Source organism: Nevskia ramosa DSM 11499, assembly GCF_000420645.1.
GTDB lineage: Bacteria > Pseudomonadota > Gammaproteobacteria > Nevskiales > Nevskiaceae > Nevskia > Nevskia ramosa.
In genome coordinates, this window is record NZ_ATVI01000006.1 from 64,987 (window position 1) to 85,644 (window position 20,658).

The 20,658-nt window shown below is 63.8% G+C and carries 19 protein-coding genes and 1 pseudogene; 10 read left to right on the forward strand and 10 right to left on the reverse strand.

The window, feature by feature from the left end:
• Window positions 1–55 precede the first annotated feature (55 nt).
• From G513_RS0107115 to gshA, 4 genes are read right to left on the reverse strand one after another with little or no spacing between them, the layout of a single operon-like run.
• Window positions 56–946, reverse strand: a complete 891-nt coding sequence (locus G513_RS0107115) for a DMT family transporter (protein ID WP_022976133.1) — start codon at window positions 944–946, stop codon at window positions 56–58.
• 59 nt (window positions 947–1,005) lie between these two features.
• Window positions 1,006–1,710 carry an acetoacetate decarboxylase family protein gene (locus G513_RS0107120; protein WP_022976134.1) on the reverse strand — a complete coding sequence of 235 codons (705 nt, stop codon included), beginning with the start codon at window positions 1,708–1,710 and terminating at the stop codon, window positions 1,006–1,008.
• 10 nt (window positions 1,711–1,720) lie between these two features.
• Window positions 1,721–1,927: a hypothetical protein gene (locus G513_RS0107125; RefSeq protein WP_022976135.1), complete on the reverse strand. Its 207-nt coding sequence runs from the start codon at window positions 1,925–1,927 to the stop codon at window positions 1,721–1,723.
• Window positions 1,928–1,956: 29 nt separating this feature from the next.
• Window positions 1,957–3,285: a glutamate--cysteine ligase gene (gene gshA, locus G513_RS0107130; protein WP_022976136.1), complete on the reverse strand. Its 1,329-nt coding sequence runs from the start codon at window positions 3,283–3,285 to the stop codon at window positions 1,957–1,959.
• Between the two features lie 211 nt (window positions 3,286–3,496).
• Here gshA and G513_RS26375 point away from each other — a divergent pair, with 211 nt between their 5' ends.
• Window positions 3,497–4,387: a DnaJ C-terminal domain-containing protein gene (locus G513_RS26375; RefSeq protein WP_022976137.1), complete on the forward strand. Its 891-nt coding sequence runs from the start codon at window positions 3,497–3,499 to the stop codon at window positions 4,385–4,387.
• 119 nt (window positions 4,388–4,506) lie between these two features.
• On the forward strand, window positions 4,507–5,298 hold the full coding sequence (locus G513_RS21870) for a peptidoglycan DD-metalloendopeptidase family protein (RefSeq protein ID WP_022976138.1): 792 nt from the start codon (window positions 4,507–4,509) through the stop codon (window positions 5,296–5,298).
• On the opposite strand, the gene G513_RS0107145 is transcribed toward G513_RS21870, so the two are convergent.
• Together G513_RS0107145 and G513_RS25710 are read right to left on the reverse strand one after the other, a co-directional pair.
• Complete coding sequence (locus G513_RS0107145) at window positions 5,295–6,770, reverse strand: amidase (RefSeq protein WP_028475241.1); 1,476 nt, start codon at window positions 6,768–6,770, stop codon at window positions 5,295–5,297. The genes G513_RS21870 and G513_RS0107145 overlap by 4 nt on opposite strands.
• Before the next feature lie 46 nt (window positions 6,771–6,816).
• A pseudogene (locus tag G513_RS25710) lies at window positions 6,817–6,981 on the reverse strand (DMT family protein); the annotation flags it as partial.
• A 180-nt stretch (window positions 6,982–7,161) separates the two neighbouring features.
• Between G513_RS25710 and G513_RS26100 the strand changes: the two are divergent.
• A complete protein-coding gene (locus G513_RS26100; protein WP_156891476.1) occupies window positions 7,162–8,400 on the forward strand; it encodes a CE1 family esterase in 1,239 nt (412 codons plus the stop codon).
• 71 nt (window positions 8,401–8,471) lie between these two features.
• Here the strand turns inward: G513_RS26100 and G513_RS0107160 are convergent, their stop codons facing one another.
• The gene (locus tag G513_RS0107160; protein ID WP_022976142.1) at window positions 8,472–9,188 is read right to left on the reverse strand and encodes a Bax inhibitor-1 family protein; all 717 of its coding nucleotides are present in this window, start codon (window positions 9,186–9,188) and stop codon (window positions 8,472–8,474) included.
• A gap of 226 nt (window positions 9,189–9,414) precedes the next feature.
• On the opposite strand from G513_RS0107160, the gene G513_RS0107170 reads away from it, so the two are divergent.
• Both G513_RS0107170 and G513_RS0107175 read left to right on the forward strand, forming a co-directional pair.
• Window positions 9,415–9,861: a GNAT family N-acetyltransferase gene (locus tag G513_RS0107170; RefSeq protein WP_022976144.1), complete on the forward strand. Its 447-nt coding sequence runs from the start codon at window positions 9,415–9,417 to the stop codon at window positions 9,859–9,861.
• Window positions 9,861–11,027: an aminotransferase class V-fold PLP-dependent enzyme gene (locus G513_RS0107175; RefSeq protein ID WP_022976145.1), complete on the forward strand. Its 1,167-nt coding sequence runs from the start codon at window positions 9,861–9,863 to the stop codon at window positions 11,025–11,027. Before G513_RS0107170 ends, G513_RS0107175 begins: the two co-directional genes overlap by 1 nt.
• A gap of 49 nt (window positions 11,028–11,076) precedes the next feature.
• On the opposite strand, the gene G513_RS0107180 is transcribed toward G513_RS0107175, so the two are convergent.
• Window positions 11,077–11,697, reverse strand: a complete 621-nt coding sequence (locus G513_RS0107180) for a DUF1134 domain-containing protein (protein WP_156891478.1) — start codon at window positions 11,695–11,697, stop codon at window positions 11,077–11,079.
• A 158-nt stretch (window positions 11,698–11,855) separates the two neighbouring features.
• A complete protein-coding gene (locus G513_RS0107185; RefSeq protein ID WP_022976147.1) occupies window positions 11,856–12,326 on the reverse strand; it encodes an Mpo1 family 2-hydroxy fatty acid dioxygenase in 471 nt (156 codons plus the stop codon).
• A 146-nt stretch (window positions 12,327–12,472) separates the two neighbouring features.
• On the opposite strand from G513_RS0107185, the gene G513_RS0107190 reads away from it, so the two are divergent.
• The 5 genes from G513_RS0107190 (at window position 12,473) to G513_RS0107210 (ending at window position 19,549) form a co-directional block, all read left to right on the forward strand.
• Complete coding sequence (locus tag G513_RS0107190) at window positions 12,473–13,468, forward strand: helix-turn-helix transcriptional regulator (protein ID WP_051144368.1); 996 nt, start codon at window positions 12,473–12,475, stop codon at window positions 13,466–13,468.
• A 133-nt stretch (window positions 13,469–13,601) separates the two neighbouring features.
• Window positions 13,602–13,916 carry a rhodanese-like domain-containing protein gene (locus G513_RS0107195; RefSeq protein WP_022976148.1) on the forward strand — a complete coding sequence of 105 codons (315 nt, stop codon included), beginning with the start codon at window positions 13,602–13,604 and terminating at the stop codon, window positions 13,914–13,916.
• Window positions 13,917–13,977: 61 nt separating this feature from the next.
• Window positions 13,978–15,333, forward strand: coding sequence for a TolC family outer membrane protein (locus tag G513_RS0107200; protein WP_169560557.1), 1,356 nt, complete (start codon window positions 13,978–13,980; stop codon window positions 15,331–15,333).
• 129 nt (window positions 15,334–15,462) lie between these two features.
• Window positions 15,463–17,421: an OPT family oligopeptide transporter gene (locus tag G513_RS0107205; RefSeq protein ID WP_022976150.1), complete on the forward strand. Its 1,959-nt coding sequence runs from the start codon at window positions 15,463–15,465 to the stop codon at window positions 17,419–17,421.
• Between the two features lie 13 nt (window positions 17,422–17,434).
• A complete protein-coding gene (locus tag G513_RS0107210; RefSeq protein ID WP_022976151.1) occupies window positions 17,435–19,549 on the forward strand; it encodes a S9 family peptidase in 2,115 nt (704 codons plus the stop codon).
• Window positions 19,550–19,747: 198 nt separating this feature from the next.
• Here G513_RS0107210 and G513_RS0107215 read toward each other — a convergent pair whose 3' ends face one another.
• Complete coding sequence (locus tag G513_RS0107215; protein WP_084711400.1) at window positions 19,748–20,527, reverse strand: polysaccharide lyase family 7 protein; 780 nt, start codon at window positions 20,525–20,527, stop codon at window positions 19,748–19,750.
• Window positions 20,528–20,658: the final 131 nt, after the last annotated feature.

The following is a 20,658-nucleotide window of genomic DNA, read 5'->3' on the forward strand; positions in this document are numbered from 1 at the left end:
CGCAGGGCCAGCGACAGCCGCTTAAATCATTGAAAAGTGCGCCAAATATGCGTCGCTAACGCAGCACTACCAGCGCAACACCGAGCATGGCCAGCGTGATTCCGGCGTACTGTCGAGGCCGCACTCGCTCGTGCAGAAAGAGCACCGCGAACAGCACGATGAACACCGCCGCCGTCTCGTTGAGCACCGCGGAAACCGAAGCGCTCGTGTACTTGTAGCCGGCCAGCCACAGCAGCATCGACAGGTAGCTGCCGGCAACCGAACCGGCGATCACCTGCGGCCAGTGCCGCACGGTGCGGAACTCGGCGATCACCGCCGGTCCGTTGCGACGCCACGCAACGATCACTCCCATGCCGATCAGGCCGCCGATCAGGCGCAGCCAGACCACCCAGAGGAAATCGTGCAGCGCCAGCATCGGCTTGGCGATGACGATGCCGATCGCCATCAGCAGCACCGACAGCACGCCGATCGCAGTGCCGACCCTCAGGCTGCGGGTGTCGATCGCGCTCCGCATCGGATCACGGCTCCAGGTCACCAGCACGACGCCGAGCAGCACCAGCGACGCACCCAGCCATTGCGGCCCACGCAGATGTTCGCCAAGGAACAGCGCCGACAGGCCGATCACGAACGGTGAATACAAGGTCTGCGCAACCGCCATACGGCTGGCGCCGATCTGGTTCAGCGCGCGCAGGTAATAGGTATCGCCGAGGCAGATGCCGAGCCAGCCGGACAGCAGAATCAGCAGCAGCGATAACGGCGGCAGCGCCGGCACGGTGGGCGACACGAACAGCACGGTCAGGCCGAGAAGGCCGGCCGCCAGCGTGTTCTTGAACAGGTTCAGCGCGAACGGGCCAAGGCTTTCGCCAGCCTTCTTGAACAGCACGACCGCGATCGCCCAGACCAGCGCGCAACTCAGGGAATAGAACTCGCCGATGCCGAAGTTCATCGTCTGGCTACGACATTCATGCGTGGAGAAGCTGCGGCCGCCAGCGGACGACCGCTATCTCAGGCCGGCGTCACCGCCGACACCGGAAAGCCCATCGTGAAGCGCGCCACCTTGACGCAGGCCACGACCTTGCCCTGGGCAAGGTCCGGGAAAAGCGTGCTGTCGAACGACCAGTCCAGCACTTTCGCGAACTGCAGCTTGCCGCTCGCGGACGGCGCGTAGACGAACTGCTGGCCGCCGTGCAGCTGTGCCAGCTGCAGCAGGGCATTCGGCACGATCGCGGTCGAGAACGGCCATTTCAGCTTGCCGGGCTTGAAGGTGAAGCTGGCGAACGGCTTGCCGTCGAGGCTGGTATCGAAGCGATCGATGCCGTCGACGCCGTAGCGGTAGTCGAAGCTGGCCACGTCCTTCGGAATACCCCAGTTGCGGCGACCGTTGACCACCGATTCCATGCTCGACACATAGATGCGAGTGATCGACTGGAAGTTTCTTGTTTTGGGTCCGCCCTTGAACGGAAACTTGCCCGGAATGTACAGCAGCTCGCGGTACGGGCCGACTGCGGAATCCTCGTAATCGACCAGCATCACCGTCGCGTACTTGCCGCTGCGCTTGCCGCGCAGTTCAGGCGGCACGTGGCGCGGATCGTCGAGCACCGAGGACGGCAGCTTGACCATCAGGATGTAGCCGCTGCCGGTCAGCGACCAGGGCGCTGGCGCCAGCGGCACGGTCGGCAGATCGGAATCAGGGGTCAGCAGGATGGTCATGGAGCGGGGTTCAGTTTGAGTTGCGCGGTCCGCCGCCGAGCAGCCGCGCCGGCAACAGCAGCACGGCGCGCAGCAGTGCGAACAGTCCTTCGAACGTGATGCCGATCAGGCGGAACGGCAACGCGATCAGCCAGAACAGCGGGTACAGAATCAGTGCCAGCAGTGCGAGCGGCCAGCACAGCACGAACAGCAGCAGCCAGAGCAGGAGCTTGATCATCGGATCAAGGCCTCATGCTCGGGGAAGCTTCAGGCCGCGACTTCGGCAACGCTCGGCTCGCGCATCTGGGCATTGGCGGTTTCCCGTGCCGCTGCCACCAGCGCCAGGCGAGCGACGACGCCATAGGCGTAGAAGCGGTTCGGCGAGGCATCCGGATTCTGCGCAGTGTCCGGGCAGTTGCAGGGTTCAGCGAACGCCAGCGGCTGGAAGCTGGCGCCGGGTGCGTTCAGGTTCTCGATGTTCGAACGGCCGCCGTGCACGCGATAGAAGCCGCCGACGACGTGGCGATCGATCATGTACACGACCGGCTCGGCAGTGGCCTGTTCGTCACCCCAGCGCTCGAAGGTGTAGACGCCTTCCTGGATGATCGCGCCGGTGACTTCGTTGCCTTCCTTGGCCGAAGCCATCTTCTTGCGCGCATCGCGATTCATGTTGCGAATCTCGTCGGCGCTGCGCACCGTCATCACGCCCATGCCGTAGGTGCCGGCATCGGCCTTGACGATCACGAACGGCTCGTCCTTCACGCCGTATTCGCGGTACTTCTCGGCGATGTCTTCGAGCAGCAGTTCGACGTTCGAGGCCAGGCAGTCCTCGCCTTCACGAGTCTTGAAATTGATCTGGCCGCAATTGCGGAACAGCGGATCGACCCACCAGGGATCGATGCCGAGCAGCTTGCCGAACTCGGCCGCCACTTCGCGATAGATGCCGAAGTGCTGGGTCTTCAGGCGGGTGTTCCAGCCCACGCCGAGCGGCGGAATCACCGGCTGGACGATCTGATCGAGAATCGGCGGCCGGCCGGCCGACAGGTCGTTGTTGAGCACCACGACGCAAGGCCGGAAATCGCCGACGTAGACGTGATCGCCGTCGCGGTGAATCGGCTCCAGGTGCAGGGTGCGCCCGGAATCGAGAGTTATGGTTTCCGGTTCATTCAGATCGCTGCGTAGCGAACCGAGACGCACCGTGTAGCCAGCCTTCTGGATCAGTCCCTGCAAGGTGGCGACGTTTTCCAGATAGAAGCGATTGCGGGTGTGGTTCTCGGGCACCAGCAGCACGTCGCAGGCAGTGGACATCACCCGATCAAGCGCCGACTGGATCGCCTGCACGCACAGCGCTTCAAACGCCGGGTTCAGATTGTTGAAGCCGCCGGGAAACAGGTTGGTATCGACCGGCGCCAGCTTGAAGCCGGCGTTGCGCAGATCCACCGAACAGTAGAACGGCGGCGGCGTGGTCGCCCACTGACTGCGGAACCAGCGTTCGATCTCCGCCGCGCGCTCCAGCAGCAGGCTTTCGAAACGCAATAGCGGCGCCGTCTGGGCGGTGGTCAGATTGGGTACGGCGTGGTGCGAGAGCGAAGGCATGACGGCATCTGCCGGCTGGCGCGAGGGTGCGCGCGGGAGACGTAGCGTAACCGATCGTTAACATCGTCCAGACCTCTCGTCCTTCACTTCACGCAGCGGCCGCAAGGGTTGTCTCCAAGGCCAGCCTCTTGAACGATCGGCGCTCGCCCCCAAGCCATTGAGCGACGCCTTCACAGCTTGTCGACGCCCCGCCGCCGCTTTCCGGAAACCGATGGAATACAAGGATTACTACAAGATTCTGGGCGTGCCGCGTACCGCCAGCGAGGCCGAGATCAAGCGCGCCTATCGCAAGCTGGCGCGCGAATTCCATCCGGACCGCAATCAGGCCAAGGATGCCGAGGACCGCTTTAAGGCGGCCAACGAAGCCAATGAAGTCCTCGGCGATGCGAAAAAGCGCGCCGCCTACGATCAGCTGGGGCCCAACTGGCAGAACGGCCAGCGCTTCACGCCGCCCCCCGGCTGGGGCGGTGGTGGCCGTGGCGGCATGGGTGGCGGCGCCGGCGGTGGCGATTTCTCCGACTTCTTCTCGACGCTGTTCGGCAATGCCGGCGGCGCGGGTGGCGGCTTCGATCAAGGCGGTGGTTTCGGCGGGCCGCCGCGCGATCAGCAGGCCTCGTTGTCGATCGCGCTCGAAGATTCCTACAGCGGCGCCACGCGCAATATATCGATCGGCAATCGCACGTTGAATGTGCGCATTCCGAAAGGTGTGGCCTCCGGCCAGACCATCCGTCTGCCCGGCCAGGCGCCGCGCGGTGGCGATCTTCTACTGGACGTGACGTTCTCGCCGCATCCGCTGTTCAAGCCGGAAGGCCGCGATCTGCACATGAGCCTGAACGTGGCGCCCTGGGAAGCCGCGCTGGGCCAGTCCGTGCCGGTGCAGACGCTTGGCGGCATCGTCGAATTGAACCTGCCAGCAGGCACGCTGTCTGGACGACGCCTGCGCCTGAAAGGACGCGGCCTGCCAGGAAGTCCGGACGGCGATCAGTTCGTCACCATCCAGGTGCAGACGCCAGCACCGGAAACCGATGCCCAGCGACAGATTTACGAGCAGATGCAGGCGCAATTCCCGAACTTTGACCCACGCACACGGAGCACATCGTGAAAATCGGGGGCGACTTGCGGCGCGCTACGCGGCACAATGACGGTTTGCCGTTGCCAGCTCCGGGTTTAACTCGCGTAGCGCGCGGCAATGACAGGGTTTATGGACAGGGCCTGAGCACGATGGCACGCGACACCTTCAGCAAGTTACTGGCGACGACGCCGGCCGCGAGCCCGCTATCGTTCGCGCTGAACGCGAAGCGCTGCCTGCCGCTGATCCTGGGGCCGAGCCCGGACGCCCTGGAAGGCACCGACCCGGCCGACGCCGCCGCGTTCCATCGCTGGATCCTGCGCAAGCTGCGCGCCGCCAACGCCGATTTCGCCGCTGGCGGCTATGGCGAGGATCGCGCGCTGTACCGGATGAGCGATCTCTACGGCACCGGTTCGGAAGAGCCACGTACCGTGCATCTCGGCGTCGATCTGTGGATTTCGGCCGGCACCGTCGTGCATGCGGTGCTGCCGGGTGTCGTCCATTCGACGCGCGACAACAAGGAGTTCGGCGACTACGGCCCGACCCTGATCCTCGAACACGAGCTGCAGGGCATCCGCTTCCACACGCTGTACGGGCATCTGTCGCGGCAGTCGCTGCAGTTGTCGCCGCGCGGCCGCAAGGTCGGCATCGGCGAACCGCTGGGCTGGCTCGGTCAGCCGCACGAGAACGTCGGCTGGGCGCCGCATCTGCACTTCCAGATCATCCGCGAACTGGATGGCCGCGAAGGCGACTATCCGGGCGTCTGCAGAGCCTCGGAAAAAGCCACCTGGATGGCTCGCTGCCCGGATCCCAACCTGCTGCTGCGCATCGATGCGCTGAAAAAGCCGGTGCGCCGCCCGCGGGTTGCCGCCGCTGCACCGAAGCCGGTGGCCGAAGTGCCGAAACGCTCGCGCCGCGCGTCATCCGGTGTCGGCAGAACCTAGATCGCAGCCCGCCGCCCCGCCCAGGGCTGCGCCTGTTCGAGCTGTGATGCCAGCCTGATCAGCAGACCTTCACCGCCGGTGGCGGCAACGAACTGCACGCCCAGCGGCATGCCATCGGCGAAGCTCGCCAGCGGCACCGACATGCTCGGCGTGAAAGTCAGGTTCGACAACTGCGTGAACGGCACTCTGCCCAGGCTCTTGGCGGCGATCTTGTCGACTACGCCACTGTCGAGCAGGCGCCGGGCGAGGCCGAGCTTGAGTACCGCACGCAGACCGATCCTTTCCGCCAGCGGCGTGTCCTGCGCGCCGATGCCTGCCGCCGGTTGCGCCACGGTGGGCGTCAGGTACAGATCGAAGCGGCTGTGGAAGCGGCCCATCGCGCGCATGAAATCGTTCCAGCGCTGACGGCTGGCCACGTATTCGCCAGCGGTCAGGCTGCGACCGAACGCGGCCAGCGCGCGGGTATCCAGTTCGAACGCGCTTTCTTCTGCACCGCTCAGTTCGCAGGCGTGATCGACGGTCGCTGCGGTCTGGCCGTAGTACATGGTCAGGTAGCAGCGGGCGAGCGACTCGCCATCGATCTCCGGCGCAGCTTCCTCGACGTGATGACCGAGGCTTTCCAGCAGCTTCGCGGTTTCGTGGACGGCACGGACGCAGTCGAGATCGACCGGCTGGTTGATCGGCGACGCGGTCGAGAAACCGATCCGCAGCCGTCCCGGATCGCGACCGACTTCCTCGGCATACGGCCGCTCGGGCCCGGCGATGCGGAACGGGCTGCCTTCGTCGGCGCCGTGGATCGCATCAAGCATTCGCGCTGAATCACGCACCGTGTGGCTCAGCACGTGCTCGCTGGAAGCGCCTTCCCAGAACTCGTCGTGGCTGGGCCCCGGCGGCACCCGACCACGCCCCGGGCGGAGACCGAACAAGCCGCAGTACGAAGCCGGAATGCGGATCGAGCCACCGCCATCGGAAGCACTGGCCACCGGCACGATGCCGGCGGCGACAGCCGCAGCCGCGCCACCGGACGAACCGCCGGGTGTGCGCGACAGATTCCAGGGATTGCGCGTGGCGCCGAACAGCAGAGACTCGGTGCAGCCCTTCAGCGCCAGCTCGGGCGTCGTGGTCTTGCCGAAGCTGACCAGGCCGGCGCGCTCGAAACGCAGCACGATTTCGGAACTGACATCCGGGCGCCAGTCCTTCAGCACGCGGCTGCCGGCGCTGGTCGGCACACCGGCCACGTTCTGGGCGATGTCCTTGATCAGGAATGGCACGCCGGCAAACGGACCGCTGAGCGGACCGTCGGCGCGTTGCCGCGCCGCATCGATCATTGGCGCGCAGAAGGCGTTGATCTTCGGGTTGACCGCATCGAGCCGGGCGAGCGCGGCATCGAGGAGTTCGACAGCGCTGACCTCGCGCTGGGCCACCAGCTCGGCGAGGCCAGTGGCGTCATGCGCCGGATATTCCTTGAACATGATGGGAAGAAATTGGTTGTGCGATCGGCGGGAAATGCCGCCGCGATCAGCGAAAGATGAAATAGACGGCACCACACATGCACAAACCGGCCCATATGAAATCGAGCGTCAGCGGCTGCTTCATCGCCAGCAGCGCGAACGGCACAAACACCAGCAGGGTGATGACCTCCTGCAGGATCTTCAGTCGCGCAAGGCTCATGGTGCCGAAGCCGAAAACAGCGCAGTGGTGACAGCATCGACGAAGTGCACAAAACGCATTCTACGGCGGTTGATTTCGCGCCCCTCGGCCCGACGGACGGCGGTTATACCCTTATAACAAGTGGCAGACCGAGTCGGTAAACTTCCGCCTCCATTAGCTGCTAACCACTTGAGGGCAATACCTTTGACAACCGTGAACCGTCTGGTCCTGTCGGCGGCTTTAGCGTTGGTACTTGCCGCCTGCGGTGGCGGTGGTGGCACTGATGATGGCGGAGGTGGCAGCACGACTGGCGGTACAACCGGGAGCACCACCGGCGGGACGACTGGTGGCGGTACGACCGGCGGCGGGACCAGCGGCGGTGGAACCAGTGGCGGAACCAGCACGGGCGGCGGCACTCCAAGCCCGACGTCCTGCCAGAACGACTTCACGCCGGACCGAGTGGCCGCCGGCGAGAATTGCGATCCAGCGCTGAATCGCGCCAAGTTCTGCCCGCTGGTTTCGGGTCTGGATCTGCTGACCAGCCGCACCACCGTCATTCCCTGCGACGGCGTGGAAGTCACGACGAACAGTGCGTCCGGTGGCGGCTTCACCACGCAGTACCTCGCGATCAGACCGGCAGGAGGCGGAACGCCGTCGGCGATCTACATGGCGCTGCACTACCTGAACGCCAACACCAGCTACTACGCGAACCTGATCCGGATGAGCGAACTGGCCAAGGCGCGCAACGTTCTGGTGCTGATCCCGCAGGCACCAGGTGATGGCGGCCTGATCACGCTGCCGATAGTAGGGCTTCCATCGCCGAATACCGGACTGCTGTCGCGCTGGCCGACGATGGTCAACCAGGCCGTCGAGAACAATCTGCAGTTGCTGGATGGCGTGGTGGCGGATGCCCGCAATCGCTTCAGCGCCAGCTCCGCGCCGCTCTATGTGTCGGGATTGTCGAACGGCACGCCGATGGCCTATTTCTACGCCTGCGGCCGTGCCGATCGCGTCGAAGCCGTGCTTGCGGTTGCCGGCACCCAGACCGCCGAAGCCGCAGCGACCTGCCGCCCCAACCGGCCGGTGGGCCTGGTCATCGTCCATGGCACTTCCGATCCGATCGTGCCGTACAACGGTCTGCTCGGCCTGACCCGCAGCGTTCCCGAGAACTATGCGGACTTCAAAACCTACGATCAGTGCACTGGTACCGATCAGATGGCAACGCTGACCAGCAACGGTTCGACGATCCAGTTCAGCTACGTGACCAACTGCGCGGGCGGGCGCAAGGTCGTGCTGGCCACGGCGGTCAACAACGGCCACAACTGGCCCGGCGATGACGCCAGCGTGCTGCCGGATACGGCATTGAACATCGGCCTGTTCGGCCCCGCGCGGGATGGCATGGACGCCACCATTCAGGGCTTCGATCTGCTTCGATACGCGGCTGGCAACTAAACGCGGAACAGTAGTTGCGGACAAGAAAAACCCCGCGATCAACGCGGGGTTTTTCTTTACAGAGCCGTGGATCAATCGTCGCCGGCGGCGAAGCCGAGCAACTGCAGCAGGCTGACGAACAGGTTGTAGATCGCGACGTAAAGGCTGATCGTCGCCAGGATGTAGTTGGTCTCCACGCCGTGGATGATGTCCGAGGTCTGCGACAGGATCATGCCGCACATCAGCAGCGCGAACATCGCCGAGATGGCGAGCGCCAGCGGCTGAAAGTAGTAGCCGAACATCGACGCCACCAGCAGGCCGATCGACATCACGAAGGCCAGCATCACGCCGCCGTAGACGAAGCCGCGCATGAAGCTGAAATCACGGCCGGACTTCACCGCGTAGGCGGACAGGCCGACGAAGATCGAACCGGTCAGACCGAAGGCCATCATGACGATCTGCGAGCCGTTGGCGAAGCGGCCGATGTAGCTGTTCATCACCGGGCCAAGGCCGAAGCCGAGCAGGCCAGTGACCAGGAACACGACCCAGATGCCGTTCGCCGAGTTCGCCGTGCGCGGCACCACGAACCACAGCAGGCCGAGCGAGACCAGCGAGCAGACCATGCCGGCGCCGCGCGGCGCGCCGATCGCCATCGAGACGCCAGCCATCAGCGCCGAGAACAGCAGCGTCGCGGACAGCAGCAGATAGGTGTTGCGCAGCACCGAATTGGTGCTCAGCGCGCTGCTGCCACCGCGTGACGCGGTACTCCCGGTGACCGGGACACCACGGAACGGATTGGGCGTACTCATCAGGTCTTACTCCTTGTAAACAAAAGGTAAATATTCGCGTGGCGACAGGTTTTTGCCAGCGTCGAAGTGGACCGATCATAGCAGCCGGGAGTTCCCGCCCAGCAGCCGGACGGTGATGTCCCTGCTGCTGACGATCCGTCGCCGCAGAGACTCGATTTGCAGCTCGTCCCGACCTGCCCCCAGACTGCCCGACACGCTGCCCAGCCCACCGTCGCGAGTCCAGCCCATGACGCAGATCATCGAGATCACCGATTCCGCAGGGCGCATCGTTGCCGGCGAGTGGTTGCAGCAGGCCGAGGCGGTGCATCGACAATTGCGGCCGCAGTTGATGCCGGATTACCTCGGTCAGATGCAGCGGGTGTTCGCGGGCGGCGCGCAGATGCTGGTCGCCGTTGAAGACGGCCGTGTGCTTGGCCTGACGGTCTGGCGGATTCTGGAAAAGACCTTCTCGCGCAGCGAGCTGTACATCGATGACCTGGTCACCGATGCCGGCCACCGCTCGACCGGTGTCGGCAAGGCCCTGCTCGCCTGGTGCGAAGCGAAGGCTCGCGATGTCGGCTGCACCCAACTGACCCTGGACTCTGGCACGCCACGACTGAAAGCGCACAAGTTCTATTTCCGCGAGGGCCTGCAGATCACCTCGTTCCATTTCGTGAAAACGCTGGATAGCTGATGAACCATTCCTGGAAGCTGCATTTCTCGCGATTCCTGACCGCACGGCCTTCGCGTCTGCATGTGGCTGCCCATAGTCATCATCCCTGGCCCGATGTCAGCTTCGATGCGCAGATGCAGGCCTGGGTCGATGCCGCCGAGCTGATCGACGACAAGTGGCTGCTGGTGTTCAACACTGCGATTCCAGCAGCGCAGGCACATGTGGCTGCGATCCTGCACTTGCCGGATCCGTCGACGATCTGCTTCGCCGGCAACACCCATGAACTGTTCATGCGGGCGATCTCGTCGATCGAGCGTCAGCCGATCAGCGTGCTGACTACCGACGGCGAATTCCACAGCTTCAACCGGCAGATGCAGCGCTTTGAGGAAGCCGGCAAGGCGGTGATCGAGCGGGTGCCGGTGGAGCCGTTCGCGAGCTTTGCCGAACGCTTCGCGCAGGCCGCAGCCCGCGGCGGCCACGATCTCGTCTACTTCAGCCAGTGCTTCTACAACAGCGGCTGGCTGGTGCATGAGCTGGCACCGATCGTCAGCGCGGTCCGTGATCCGGAAACCCTGGTGATCATCGACGGCTATCACGGCTACATGGCCGTGCACACCGATCTGTCGGCGATCGCCCATCGCGCGTTCTACTTGAGCGGCGGCTACAAGTACGCGATGTCCGGTGAAGGCAACGGCTTCATGCACTGCCCGCCGAACTTCGCGCTGCGCCCGGTCGATACTGGCTGGTTCGCCGGCTTCGCCGAGTTGTCGACCGGCCCGGTGCAGGTCGGCTATGCCGATGGCGGCCTGCGGATGATGGGCGCCACTTACGATCCCACTGCGCTGTACCGGCTCAATGCGGTCATGGACTGGCTCCACACGCAGAAGCTGACGCCGGCCCGCATTCACGCCAGAGTCGCCGCCTTGCAGGATCAGTTTCTCGACGGCCTCGACAAGCTGTCGCTGCCGTTGCTGAACAGCCAGCTGCTGATTCCGGCTCGCGGCCAACCACGCGGCAACTTCCTGTGCTTCCGCACGCCACAGGCTGGCGCGTTGCAGGCGCGGCTGAAATCGGCCGAGGTGATCTGCGATTACCGCGACGATCGCCTGCGCATCGGCTTCGGCGTCTATCACGACGAAAGCGACATCAGCGAGCTGCTCAGGCGCATCGCGATCACGCTCGCCTGAACGACAACGGCCGCCCGAAGGCGGCCGCTCTCTGCAACCCAGTTCCAGCTCAGAAAGGGTTGAGGCGCTTCTCGCGGGTGTAGGCGAGATAGCCGATGTTGGCACCGGCGCGCAGGCCAACGCCGGTACGGATAGGCGCCAGCGTGATATCGCCGGCGCGCTGGTAGTTCAAGCCGATGCCGGCAACCACATAGAGACTGCCGTCGACGCCGGGGAAGCGCTGATACAGGTCCTTTGTCCAGTGCAGGTTGTAGACCAGCGTGAACACCTTCGACGCATTGCCGCCGATGTCCCAGCCCACTGACGGACCCTGCCAGTAGACCTTGGTCGAGCCGCCGCCCTTGTAGACCAGGTTGCCTTCGCCGTAGCGCAGACCGACGACGAACGCGCCGGAACCTTCGCTGCCGATGATGTAGGCGACTGGGCGACCCAGCTCGGAAAAGGCTTTCTCGATCGCCTTGGCGAGACCGCTGGTGGTGCCGCCGAAGAACTTCTCGGCCGCCGCCACGGTTTCTTCTTCGGAAAAAGTTTCCTGCGGCACGTCGCCGCCGGCACTGCCCTGCTCGATCGCCGGTTCGGCGGGCGGCTCTTCGGCCTGCAGGCTTGCGGGCGTGGCCAGCCCCAAGGTCAGCGCAAAGGAACAGGCTAGCAGCGCGAGTTTACGAAGCATCATGGTTCATCACCCTTCTTCTGGTTTTGTTCGGCATAGCGCTCAGACCGCAGACGGTCGCGAGCGTTCGCGCTGCTGGAGGTGCTCCAGGGCAGCACCAAGAAGAATAGCCGGAGTGCCTGAACGCAGCCTGAGCAGACTGCGTTCGGCCGGAAGGATCAGCGCCTCTCCGGTGCCGTCAGCGGCAGGTCAGCACGGCGGTAGACATCCGCCAGCAGCCACAGCGGGCCGATCATCAGGAATTGAATGTCCTTGAAGAACGATGGCTTCTTGCCTTCGGCCTGATGGCCGATGAACTGGCCGATCCAGGCCAGCACGAAGATTCCTGCCATCAGCGGCAGATGCCAACCGCCGAGCGCGGCGTAACTGATCTGCACCAGGCTCAGCACGATCGCCACCACCGGCACCAGCCCGAGCATCAGCCGCCATGACAGCAGCGAGTAGTAGATCAAGGTCAGCACGCCGGCCACGGTCGCCGCGTTGATCAGCGCATCACCACCGGGGATGGCACGCAGGAAGCCGAATGCCGTCAGCACGATCGGCGGCACGCAGAGCCAGTGCAGACGCTTGTTGATCGGATTGCGATGGCTGTCGCTGTATTCGGCAAGCCAGACGTGGATCGACTTCATGGGGTTGGCGCGGGCTACGGAGAGTGGGGAGCCACAGGGTATGCTCGGCAGTGCGCGGCCAGAACGGTCAGCCGATAGTAAATAGACCCCAAGCAGCAAGCGTTGCGTGACACCACGGCAGCCGGTCGGGGGACTGGGGACGACGAATGCTCGAAGAGCCAGCCAGCAGCGATCCCGTCGATAAGGACCCCATCGACGTCGTCGACCGTTTCATCAGCCGCCTGTATCGCGGCGGCCTGAGCGTGCCGCCGGACGGCTTCCGGCATTGGGCACTCGGCCAGTTGCAGCAGGTGCTGGCCTTCGATGCCGCGATCTGGGGCACCGGCACCTTGTCGCAGATGAAATTCCATATCTGCAGCGTCGTCGGCTTGCCGGCCGAATTCCCTCAGCGGCTGGAAGAAACCCACGCGATCAATCCGATCGTGCCGGCCTTGCTGAAACGCCTGGACCGGCCGGTGGACATGCAGAGCGTGCTCGCCGATGGCTGCTTCGAGAAATCCGAGATCTATCAGCACACGTTCGCGCCGCATGGCATCGAGCGGATTCTGTCGACCGGCCATGCCGATCCGAAAAGCGGCCTGTATTCGCTGGTGTCGCTCTACCGTTTTGATCGCGCTCAACCGTTCACTGCGGAAGACAGCGCCCGGGTTGGACGGGTGATCTTCCATCTGTTCAACGCCGCGTCGCATGCCTTCTTCCTGCAGATGTCGCGGATGCTGACCGACCGCCCCACGGAAAGCGCAGCGGCAGCCGTCGACAGGACCGGCGCGTTCCACGAAGCGATGCCGCGTTTCTTCGAACTGCTCGACCTCCACTTCCCTGACCGCGCTGCACAGACATTACCGTTCGAGCTGCCAGCCGAAGGTGAGACCCGGGTCATCGACGGCTTGTGCATCCGTAGCGAACCGCTCGACGAGTTGCGCTGCGTCTATGTCTGGACCGCCGGGCCTCTGGATCGCCTGACCGCCCGCGAACGCCAGATCGTCTATGCCGTTGCCCACGGCCTGTCATTCAAGCAGGCAGCGAAGCGGATCGGCATCGCGCCATCGACGGTCGCCAATCATCTGTACCGCGTCTATCGCAAGCTCGGCGTCTACAGCCGCACGGCACTCGCGGCGCTGGTCTATCCATCGGCGCAGTGAGGTTGCAGCCCAGCCCGGGACAGACTTCGTAAAGCTAGGCAAAGCTGAACGGAAACCCCGGAAATTCAGCCCGGACAAGGCTTTTCTGCATGCTAGGCTGCGGCCTTCACAGTCCGTAGACACCGTCACGACGATGCGCAATCTCGACCCCGCACAGTTCCAGGCTCTGATCGCGCGCGCTGACGCCGTGCTGCTCGACGTGCGCCTGCCCGAGGAAATCGAGATCGCCGCCTTGCCCGGCGCGGTCAATATTCCGCTGGCTGAACTCGGCACAAGGATGGGCGAATTAAACCCTGAGGCGCCGATCGCCGTCTTATGCCATCACGGTGTCCGCAGCGAGATGGCGGGTCGTCTGCTGGAGCGCAACGGTTTCGTCGATGTATCGCATCTAACAGGCGGCATCGACGTCTGGTCACGCGTCATCGACACCCGCATTCCCCGTTACTGAAGCTCGCTGAAATGGCCCCGCGCCCGTAAGACCCACATCGAACCCAGGAAGATTCATGTTCATGCGCCGTCCCCTTGCCCGCGTCCTGCTGGCGTCCTTGTTCTTGACGCCAACTCTTGTCCCGGCGAACGATCTGCTGGAAACCTATCGCAAGGCACTCGATCAGGACACGACGCTGGCCGCGGCCAGATTCCAGCGCGATGCCTCGGTGGAAGCGAAACCGCAGGCGCTGTCGGCCTTCCTGCCGCAGTTGACCGCCCAGGCCGGGCGCTCGCTGGAGCGCACCAAGATCGATACCGGTGGTGATGCGATCCAGACCGATCCCACCCAGAACGTTCGGCCCAGCGCCTATTTCAACCGCGCCGATCAGTACCAGGTGTCGCTGTCGCAGACCATCTGGAGCTTCGAAGCCTGGCGGCTGCTGAAGCAGTCCGATTCCCAGGTCGCACTCGCTGAAGCGACGTTCCGCGATGCCCAGCAGGCGCTGATCCTGCGCGTTGCCCAGGCCTACTTCAACGTGCTGGCAGCCGGCGACGCGGTGCGCACCAACACCGCCGAGCGCGACGCCAACGAGCGCCAGCTGCTGCAGGCAAAAAAGCGCTTTGAAGTCGGCCTCGCCGCAATCACCGATGTGCAGGAAGCGCAGGCCGCCTACGACGCCAGCGTGGCAACCTTGATCGGCGCCGAGCGCACGCAATCCAACGCGCGGCGCGCGCTGGCCGAAATCACCAACGGCTATGCCGAAACGGCCGAGGGCCTGATCGAGGAAATTCCGCTGCCGAGCCCGGACCCGGTCAGCGTCGATGACTGGCTGAAGGTCGCGCGCGATCAGAACTACGCCGTGCAGATCGCGGAACTCAATACTGCCGTTGCCGAGAAGGCCGTCGGCGTGGCCTATGCGCGGCATTACCCGACGCTGAATCTGACCGGCACCTACGGCTCGAACACCAACTCATCGGATTTCCAGACCAATGCCGATCGCGGCACCGTTGGCGTCAATGTCAGCCTGCCGATCTTCAGTGGCGGCCTGACCCAGTCGCAGGTTCGCCAGGCGGCGGCCACCTTCCATCAAAGCCAGTCGCAGCTCGAAGGCTCGAAGCGTTCGATCGAACGCCAGACGCGTGACGCCTATCAGGGCGTGATCTCCGGCATCGCGTCGGTGCGCGCCAACATGCAAGCGGTGAAGTCGAATCAGACGGCGCTGGAATCGAGCCAGGTCGGCCTGCAGGTCGGCACCCGGACCGAGGTCGACGTGCTGAACACGCTGCGCAATCTGTACATCGCCCAGCGCACCTTCTATCAGAGCCGCTACGACTATCTGATCAGCGTGCTGACCCTGAAACAGCAGGCCGGAAGGCTGACCGAGACCGATCTCGCCGACATCGATCGGATGCTGCTGGTCAAGCCGACGCCTTGATGGCGAAGGTTCTAGGCGGCTTGCGCAGCCAGCCCTGAACCCGGAATTGCTCATGTCACAATCGGCCATCCTCCCGATGGCCGCAGCTTGGTATGCGGCTTTTGGTCAAAGCCCTATCCAGAGAACTCCATGAGCGCATCTGCCTCACCTCCCGCCGTGCCTCAGCTGACGGTTCGCGCCGTCGTGCTGTCGGTGATCCTGGCGATGATCCTCGCCGCGGCAAACGCCTATCTCGGCTTGTTCGCCGGCCTGACCATCGCCACCGCCATTCCCGCTGCCGTGGTGTCGATGGCGGTGCTCCGGGTACTCGGCGGCGGCACCATCCTCGAAAACAACATCGTCCAGACCGGCGCTTCGGCAGGCTCATCGATCGCCGCCGGCGTGATCTTCACGATTCCGGCGCTGATCATCCTCGGCTACTGGCAGGACTTTCGTTACTCCTGGGTGCTGGCGATCGCCGGCCTCGGTGGCCTGCTCGGCGTGCTGTTCTCGGTGCCGCTGCGGCGGACGATGATCGTCGAAGAACCGCTCGCTTTCCCTGAAGGCAAGGCCGCTGCCGAAGTGCTGAAGGCCGGCGACAATCCAGGTCCCGGTGTGCGGACTCTGGCGTTCTCCGGCGCGCTCGGCGCAGTCATCAAGCTCGCCGCCGCCAGCGGCCTGAAGATCATTCCCGATGCCGCGATCGGCGCCACCTTCATCGGCAAGTTCTTCGCGTTCATGGGCGCCAACCTGTCGCCGGCGCTGCTCGGCGTCGGCTACATCGTCGGCCTGAATGTCGGCATCGTCGTAGTCGGCGGCAGCATCCTCAGCTGGCAGATCGCGATTCCGATCTACCACGCGTTCTTCCTCGATACCGATCCGGTCCTCGCCACCAAGATCGCCGGCGCCAGCGCCGAAGACCTGGGCTACGCGATCTGGTCGGCGAAGATCCGCTACCTCGGCGTCGGCGCCATGCTGACCGGCGGCATCTGGACCTTGTTCTCTCTGCGCAAGTCGCTGGCCTCCGGCATCAAGAGCGGCCTGGCGGCCGCCCGCAAGAACACGGCCGGGACGGTGATCGCCGAAACCGATCGCGATCTGCCGATGAAGTGGATGCTGATCGCGCTGGTGCTGTTCACCATTCCGCTGGCACTGCTTTACCAGGCGATCGTCCACGACTGGCTGGTCAGCATTCCGATGACTCTGATCATGATCGTCGCCGGCTTCCTGTTCGTGTCGGTATCGGGCTATCTCGCCGGCCTGGTCGGCTCATCGAACAATCCGGTGTCCGGCATCACCATCGCGACCATCCTGTTCGCCTCGCTGGTGCTGATCCTGCTGCTCGGCCGCGATTCACCGATCGGTGCCGTCGCCGCGATCATGATCGGCGCCGTGGTCTGCTGCGCGGCTTCGGTCGGCGGCGACAACCTGCAGGATCTGAAGGCCGGCTATCTGGTCGGTGCCACGCCCTGGAAGCAACAGCTGATGCTCGGCATCGGCGCCTTTTCCTGCGCGCTGGTGATGGCGCCGGTGCTGAATCTGCTTGCTGCGGCTTACGGCATCGGTGCACCGACGCCCGAGCATCCGAATGCGCTCGCAGCACCGCAGGCGAACCTGATGGCCTCGGTCGCCAAGGGCATGTTCGGCGGCGAACTGCCGTGGAACTTCATCGCCATCGGCGCGCTGATCGGTGCCGTGATCGTCGCGCTCGATGAAATGCTGAAAGCGCGCGGTTCGAGTTTCCGCGTGCCGGTGCTCGGTGCTGCGATCGGCATCTACCTGCCGCTGGAGCTGATGGTGCCGATCTTCCTCGGCGGCCTGCTCGCTCATCTGGTCGAGCGCTTCCACAAGGTCGACGCCAGGGACGAGGAGGCACGTGATCGCATCCATCGCCCCGGCACTTTGTTCTCCGCCGGTCTGATCACTGGCGAAGCTCTGATGGGGATCCTGATTGCGATCCCGATCGTCGTCTCCGGCAAGGGGGACATCCTGGCGCTGCCGGAGCAGTTCCAGTTCGGCCAGTTCGTCGGCCTCGTCGTGCTCGCCGTGACCGCCTGGCTGTTGTATCGCGCGGCCACCCGGCCCGATCCGTCCGCGCCCCATTCCTGATCCGGAACCCATCATGTCCAAGCCCATCATTTCTCGTCTGGCGCTCGCCGCCACCTTGAGCCTCGCCACCTTGAGCCTCGCCGCCCTGATGACCACGCCAACCGCTCTTGCTGCACCCGCCCTCCAGCCGTTCAACGCCGATGCACTGGTGCGCCTTGAACGGGTATCCGACCCTCGCGTTTCGCCGGATGGCCGCAGCATCGCCTACACCCTGCGAACCACTGATTACGAAGCCAACAAGGGCATTCAATCGATCTGGCTGCACGATCTGGAATCCGGTACCACGCGCAAGCTGACCGCCGGCACCGGCTCCTCGCACACCCCACGCTGGGCCACTGACGGCGCGCTGTATTTCCTGTCGACCCGTAGCGGCTCGCAGCAGGTCTGGAAGCTCGATCTCGCCGCGGGCGGCGAAGCGCAGCCGGTCACCGAACTGCCGCTCGATGTCAGCGCCTTCGTGCTCGCGCCGAGTAGTGATCGCATCGCCATCAGCGTCGACAGCTTCCCGGATCTCGGTGCCGATCTCGCCGCGACCAAAAAGCGCTTCGATGAACGCGCAGCGCAGAAGAACACCGGCGAGCTGTACGAAAAGCTGTTCATCCGCCACTGGGACACCTGGAAGGACGGCACCCGCGCCCAGCTGTTCTCGTACGCACTCGACCAGCAAGGTGCGGTGACCGGCAATCCAGCCTGGCTCAGCGCCGGCATCGACGGCGACGTGCCGAGCAAGCCTTTCGGTGGCGATGAGGAAATCACTTTCACGCCGGACGGCAAATCGGTGATCTACAGCGCCCGCATCGCCGGCACTACAGAGCCTTGGAGCACCAACTTCGATCTCTACCGCGTCCCGGCCGATGGCTCCGCGAAGCCGGAAAACCTGACCGCCGACAACCTGGCCATGGATACCGGTCCGGTGGTGTCGCCGGACGGCAAGCTGCTCGCCTATCGCGCGATGAAGCGTCCGGGCTTCGAGGCCGATCGCCTCGCGATCATGGTTCGCGACATCGGCAAGGACGGGAAAGTCGGCCCGGCGCGCGCGATCGCGCCGAAGTGGGATCGCTCCGCCGACAGCCTCCAGTTCTCGCCGGACGGCCGCAAGCTGTACACCGCGGCCGACGACCTCGGCCAGCACAAGCTGTTCTCGGTCGACATCGCCAGCGGCAAGGTCAAGGCAATGACCGGTGACGGCCACGTCGACGGCTTCGCGTTGGCCCGCGATTCCCTGATCTTCGCGATGAACACGCTGAAAAGCCCGAACCAGTTGTACAAGATCAAGCTGTCCGGCAGCGCACCGCTGGCGCTCACCGATCACAACGCCGCCACACTCGCCGGCCTGGGTTTCGGTGACTACGAGCAGTTCAGCTTCAAGGGCTGGAACGACGACACCGTGTACGGCTACGTGGTCAAGCCGGTCGGCTACGAGAAAGGCAAGAAGTACCCGATCGCCTTCATCATCCACGGCGGCCCGCAAGGCAGCATGAGCAACGACTTCCACTACCGCTGGAATCCGCAGACCTACGCCGGCGCCGGCTTCGCGGCCGTGTTCATCGACTTCCACGGCTCCACCGGTTACGGGCAGGCGTTTACCGACGCGATCTCCGGCCACTGGGGCGACCGACCGCTGGAAGATCTGCAGAAGGGCTATGCCGCGGCACTCGCCAAGTACAACTTCCTCGACGCCAAGCGCGCCGTCGCCCTTGGCGCCAGCTACGGCGGCTACATGATCAACTGGATGGCCGGCAACTGGTCATCGCCGTGGAAAGCCCTGGTCAATCACGACGGCGTGTTCGACAACCGCTCGATGGCTTATTCCACCGAAGAACTCTGGTTCGACGAATGGGAGAACCTCGGCACGCAATACGAAAAACCTGCGAACTATGAGCAGTTCAACCCGGTGAACCACGTCGCCAAGTGGAGCGTGCCGATGCTGGTGGTTCAGGGCGGCAAGGATTACCGGATTCCGCTTGAGCAGGGCATCGCGACCTTCACAGCGCTGCAACGGCGTGGGATACCGAGCCAGCTACTGCACTTCCCGGATGAGAATCACTGGGTGCTGAAGCCGCAGAACAGCGTTCAGTGGCACAACACGGTGCTGGCCTGGATCAAGCGGTGGACGGCCGAGCCCTAAAGACTCAAGGCGGCGCAGCGCTGTTTATGATTTGGCGGCACCAGGGCAGGGATGATCGGAACGGAACTTGCTAACTTCCTCTCTGGCGGCCGCTCCCGGCGGTAGGGCCCTCAAAGTTCCTGTTCGCGCAGTGGCTAGGGATGCTGGCGCGCTTCGACTTTATCTTTCGGAACGCCTGAACTAGGGCCGCGGAAAGAATCAGTGCTGTACTTGCAGGCTGTAGAACCCAACTTCCGTTACGTCATTTGAAGAATTGCCCGAAATCGGTGCGGAACTGTACGCACCCGCCTTGAAGTACACCTTGACCTTGTTCCAGGACGAATGCGTGGTGCGATTGATCGTATTGCCATTCACCGTCACGGAGGCGGAAGAGCCGATCCACTGAATCTGATAATCGATCCGACCGCCGAGTTCCACGTTCTTTGCGACCACATACACGGTCGCAGAATCATTCTTGGGCTTGTCGAAGAACTTCGCGATGACCGATTTGCTAGACGGCTCGTAATACAACAGCATCATCATCGAATCCAGTCCGTGAATCTGACCGATAATTGCGCGTCCAGCTTTCTTGGCAATGCGATAGACGTTGCACGTCGCCCGCATGGTACCGCCTATCGAATTGGTCCACTCCGTTGGTCCAGCCACCCGATAGAATTCGCGTAGCTCAGAGCGGGTGTGATCTGCGCCGGAATCGGGACTGGAATCGGCGCCGTTGGCGGGTGCATAGAACACCACTGCACCGGTGGAGTCAGAATAGAAATACTTCGACGAGTAGCCTGACGGATCGTTGAGCTCGGTGTTGCTGACTGTCTCAGCCTTGCCTGAAGTTCCGCCGTTCTTGTTGACTGGCAACGTCAGGTTGAACTTGGACAAGTCGATTAGCGTACTTGGTGACGTCGATGTGCGTGCCCCCGCGGCAGCAAAAACGTTCGACGACAACAGGAGTGCCCCGTACAAAAAGGCGACGAAGCGGACCATGATGAATCCCCGGTTTCAGCTATTCAATAACTGCTTATGTTTTCGCCTTTTACAGCCTGAATCAGTGGTGGCATCGCCGAGACATTCGCGCGACGATCGACCACATTCCGCCTAGTGCCAAGCAATACCGG

What these genes read in the sequence shown, in the direction of transcription:
- G513_RS0107210 (WP_022976151.1), top strand. Translation starts at nt 17,435, where the DNA reads ATGTCCAAGCCCATCATTTCTCGTCTGGCGCTCGCCGCCACCTTGAGC.
- G513_RS0107145 (WP_028475241.1), bottom strand. Translation starts at nt 6,770, where the DNA reads ATGTTCAAGGAATATCCGGCGCATGACGCCACTGGCCTCGCCGAGCTG.
- G513_RS21870 (WP_022976138.1), top strand. Translation starts at nt 4,507, where the DNA reads ATGGCACGCGACACCTTCAGCAAGTTACTGGCGACGACGCCGGCCGCG.
- G513_RS0107195 (WP_022976148.1), top strand. Translation starts at nt 13,602, where the DNA reads ATGCGCAATCTCGACCCCGCACAGTTCCAGGCTCTGATCGCGCGCGCT.
- G513_RS0107175 (WP_022976145.1), top strand. Translation starts at nt 9,861, where the DNA reads ATGAACCATTCCTGGAAGCTGCATTTCTCGCGATTCCTGACCGCACGG.
- G513_RS0107115 (WP_022976133.1), bottom strand. Translation starts at nt 946, where the DNA reads ATGAACTTCGGCATCGGCGAGTTCTATTCCCTGAGTTGCGCGCTGGTC.
- G513_RS0107190 (WP_051144368.1), top strand. Translation starts at nt 12,473, where the DNA reads ATGCTCGAAGAGCCAGCCAGCAGCGATCCCGTCGATAAGGACCCCATC.
- G513_RS0107215 (WP_084711400.1), bottom strand. Translation starts at nt 20,527, where the DNA reads ATGGTCCGCTTCGTCGCCTTTTTGTACGGGGCACTCCTGTTGTCGTCG.
- G513_RS0107180 (WP_156891478.1), bottom strand. Translation starts at nt 11,697, where the DNA reads ATGCTTCGTAAACTCGCGCTGCTAGCCTGTTCCTTTGCGCTGACCTTG.
- G513_RS0107125 (WP_022976135.1), bottom strand. Translation starts at nt 1,927, where the DNA reads ATGATCAAGCTCCTGCTCTGGCTGCTGCTGTTCGTGCTGTGCTGGCCG.
- G513_RS26375 (WP_022976137.1), top strand. Translation starts at nt 3,497, where the DNA reads ATGGAATACAAGGATTACTACAAGATTCTGGGCGTGCCGCGTACCGCC.
- G513_RS0107205 (WP_022976150.1), top strand. Translation starts at nt 15,463, where the DNA reads ATGAGCGCATCTGCCTCACCTCCCGCCGTGCCTCAGCTGACGGTTCGC.
- G513_RS0107185 (WP_022976147.1), bottom strand. Translation starts at nt 12,326, where the DNA reads ATGAAGTCGATCCACGTCTGGCTTGCCGAATACAGCGACAGCCATCGC.
- G513_RS0107160 (WP_022976142.1), bottom strand. Translation starts at nt 9,188, where the DNA reads ATGAGTACGCCCAATCCGTTCCGTGGTGTCCCGGTCACCGGGAGTACC.
- gshA (WP_022976136.1), bottom strand. Translation starts at nt 3,285, where the DNA reads ATGCCTTCGCTCTCGCACCACGCCGTACCCAATCTGACCACCGCCCAG.
- G513_RS0107170 (WP_022976144.1), top strand. Translation starts at nt 9,415, where the DNA reads ATGACGCAGATCATCGAGATCACCGATTCCGCAGGGCGCATCGTTGCC.
- G513_RS0107200 (WP_169560557.1), top strand. Translation starts at nt 13,978, where the DNA reads ATGCGCCGTCCCCTTGCCCGCGTCCTGCTGGCGTCCTTGTTCTTGACG.
- G513_RS0107120 (WP_022976134.1), bottom strand. Translation starts at nt 1,710, where the DNA reads ATGACCATCCTGCTGACCCCTGATTCCGATCTGCCGACCGTGCCGCTG.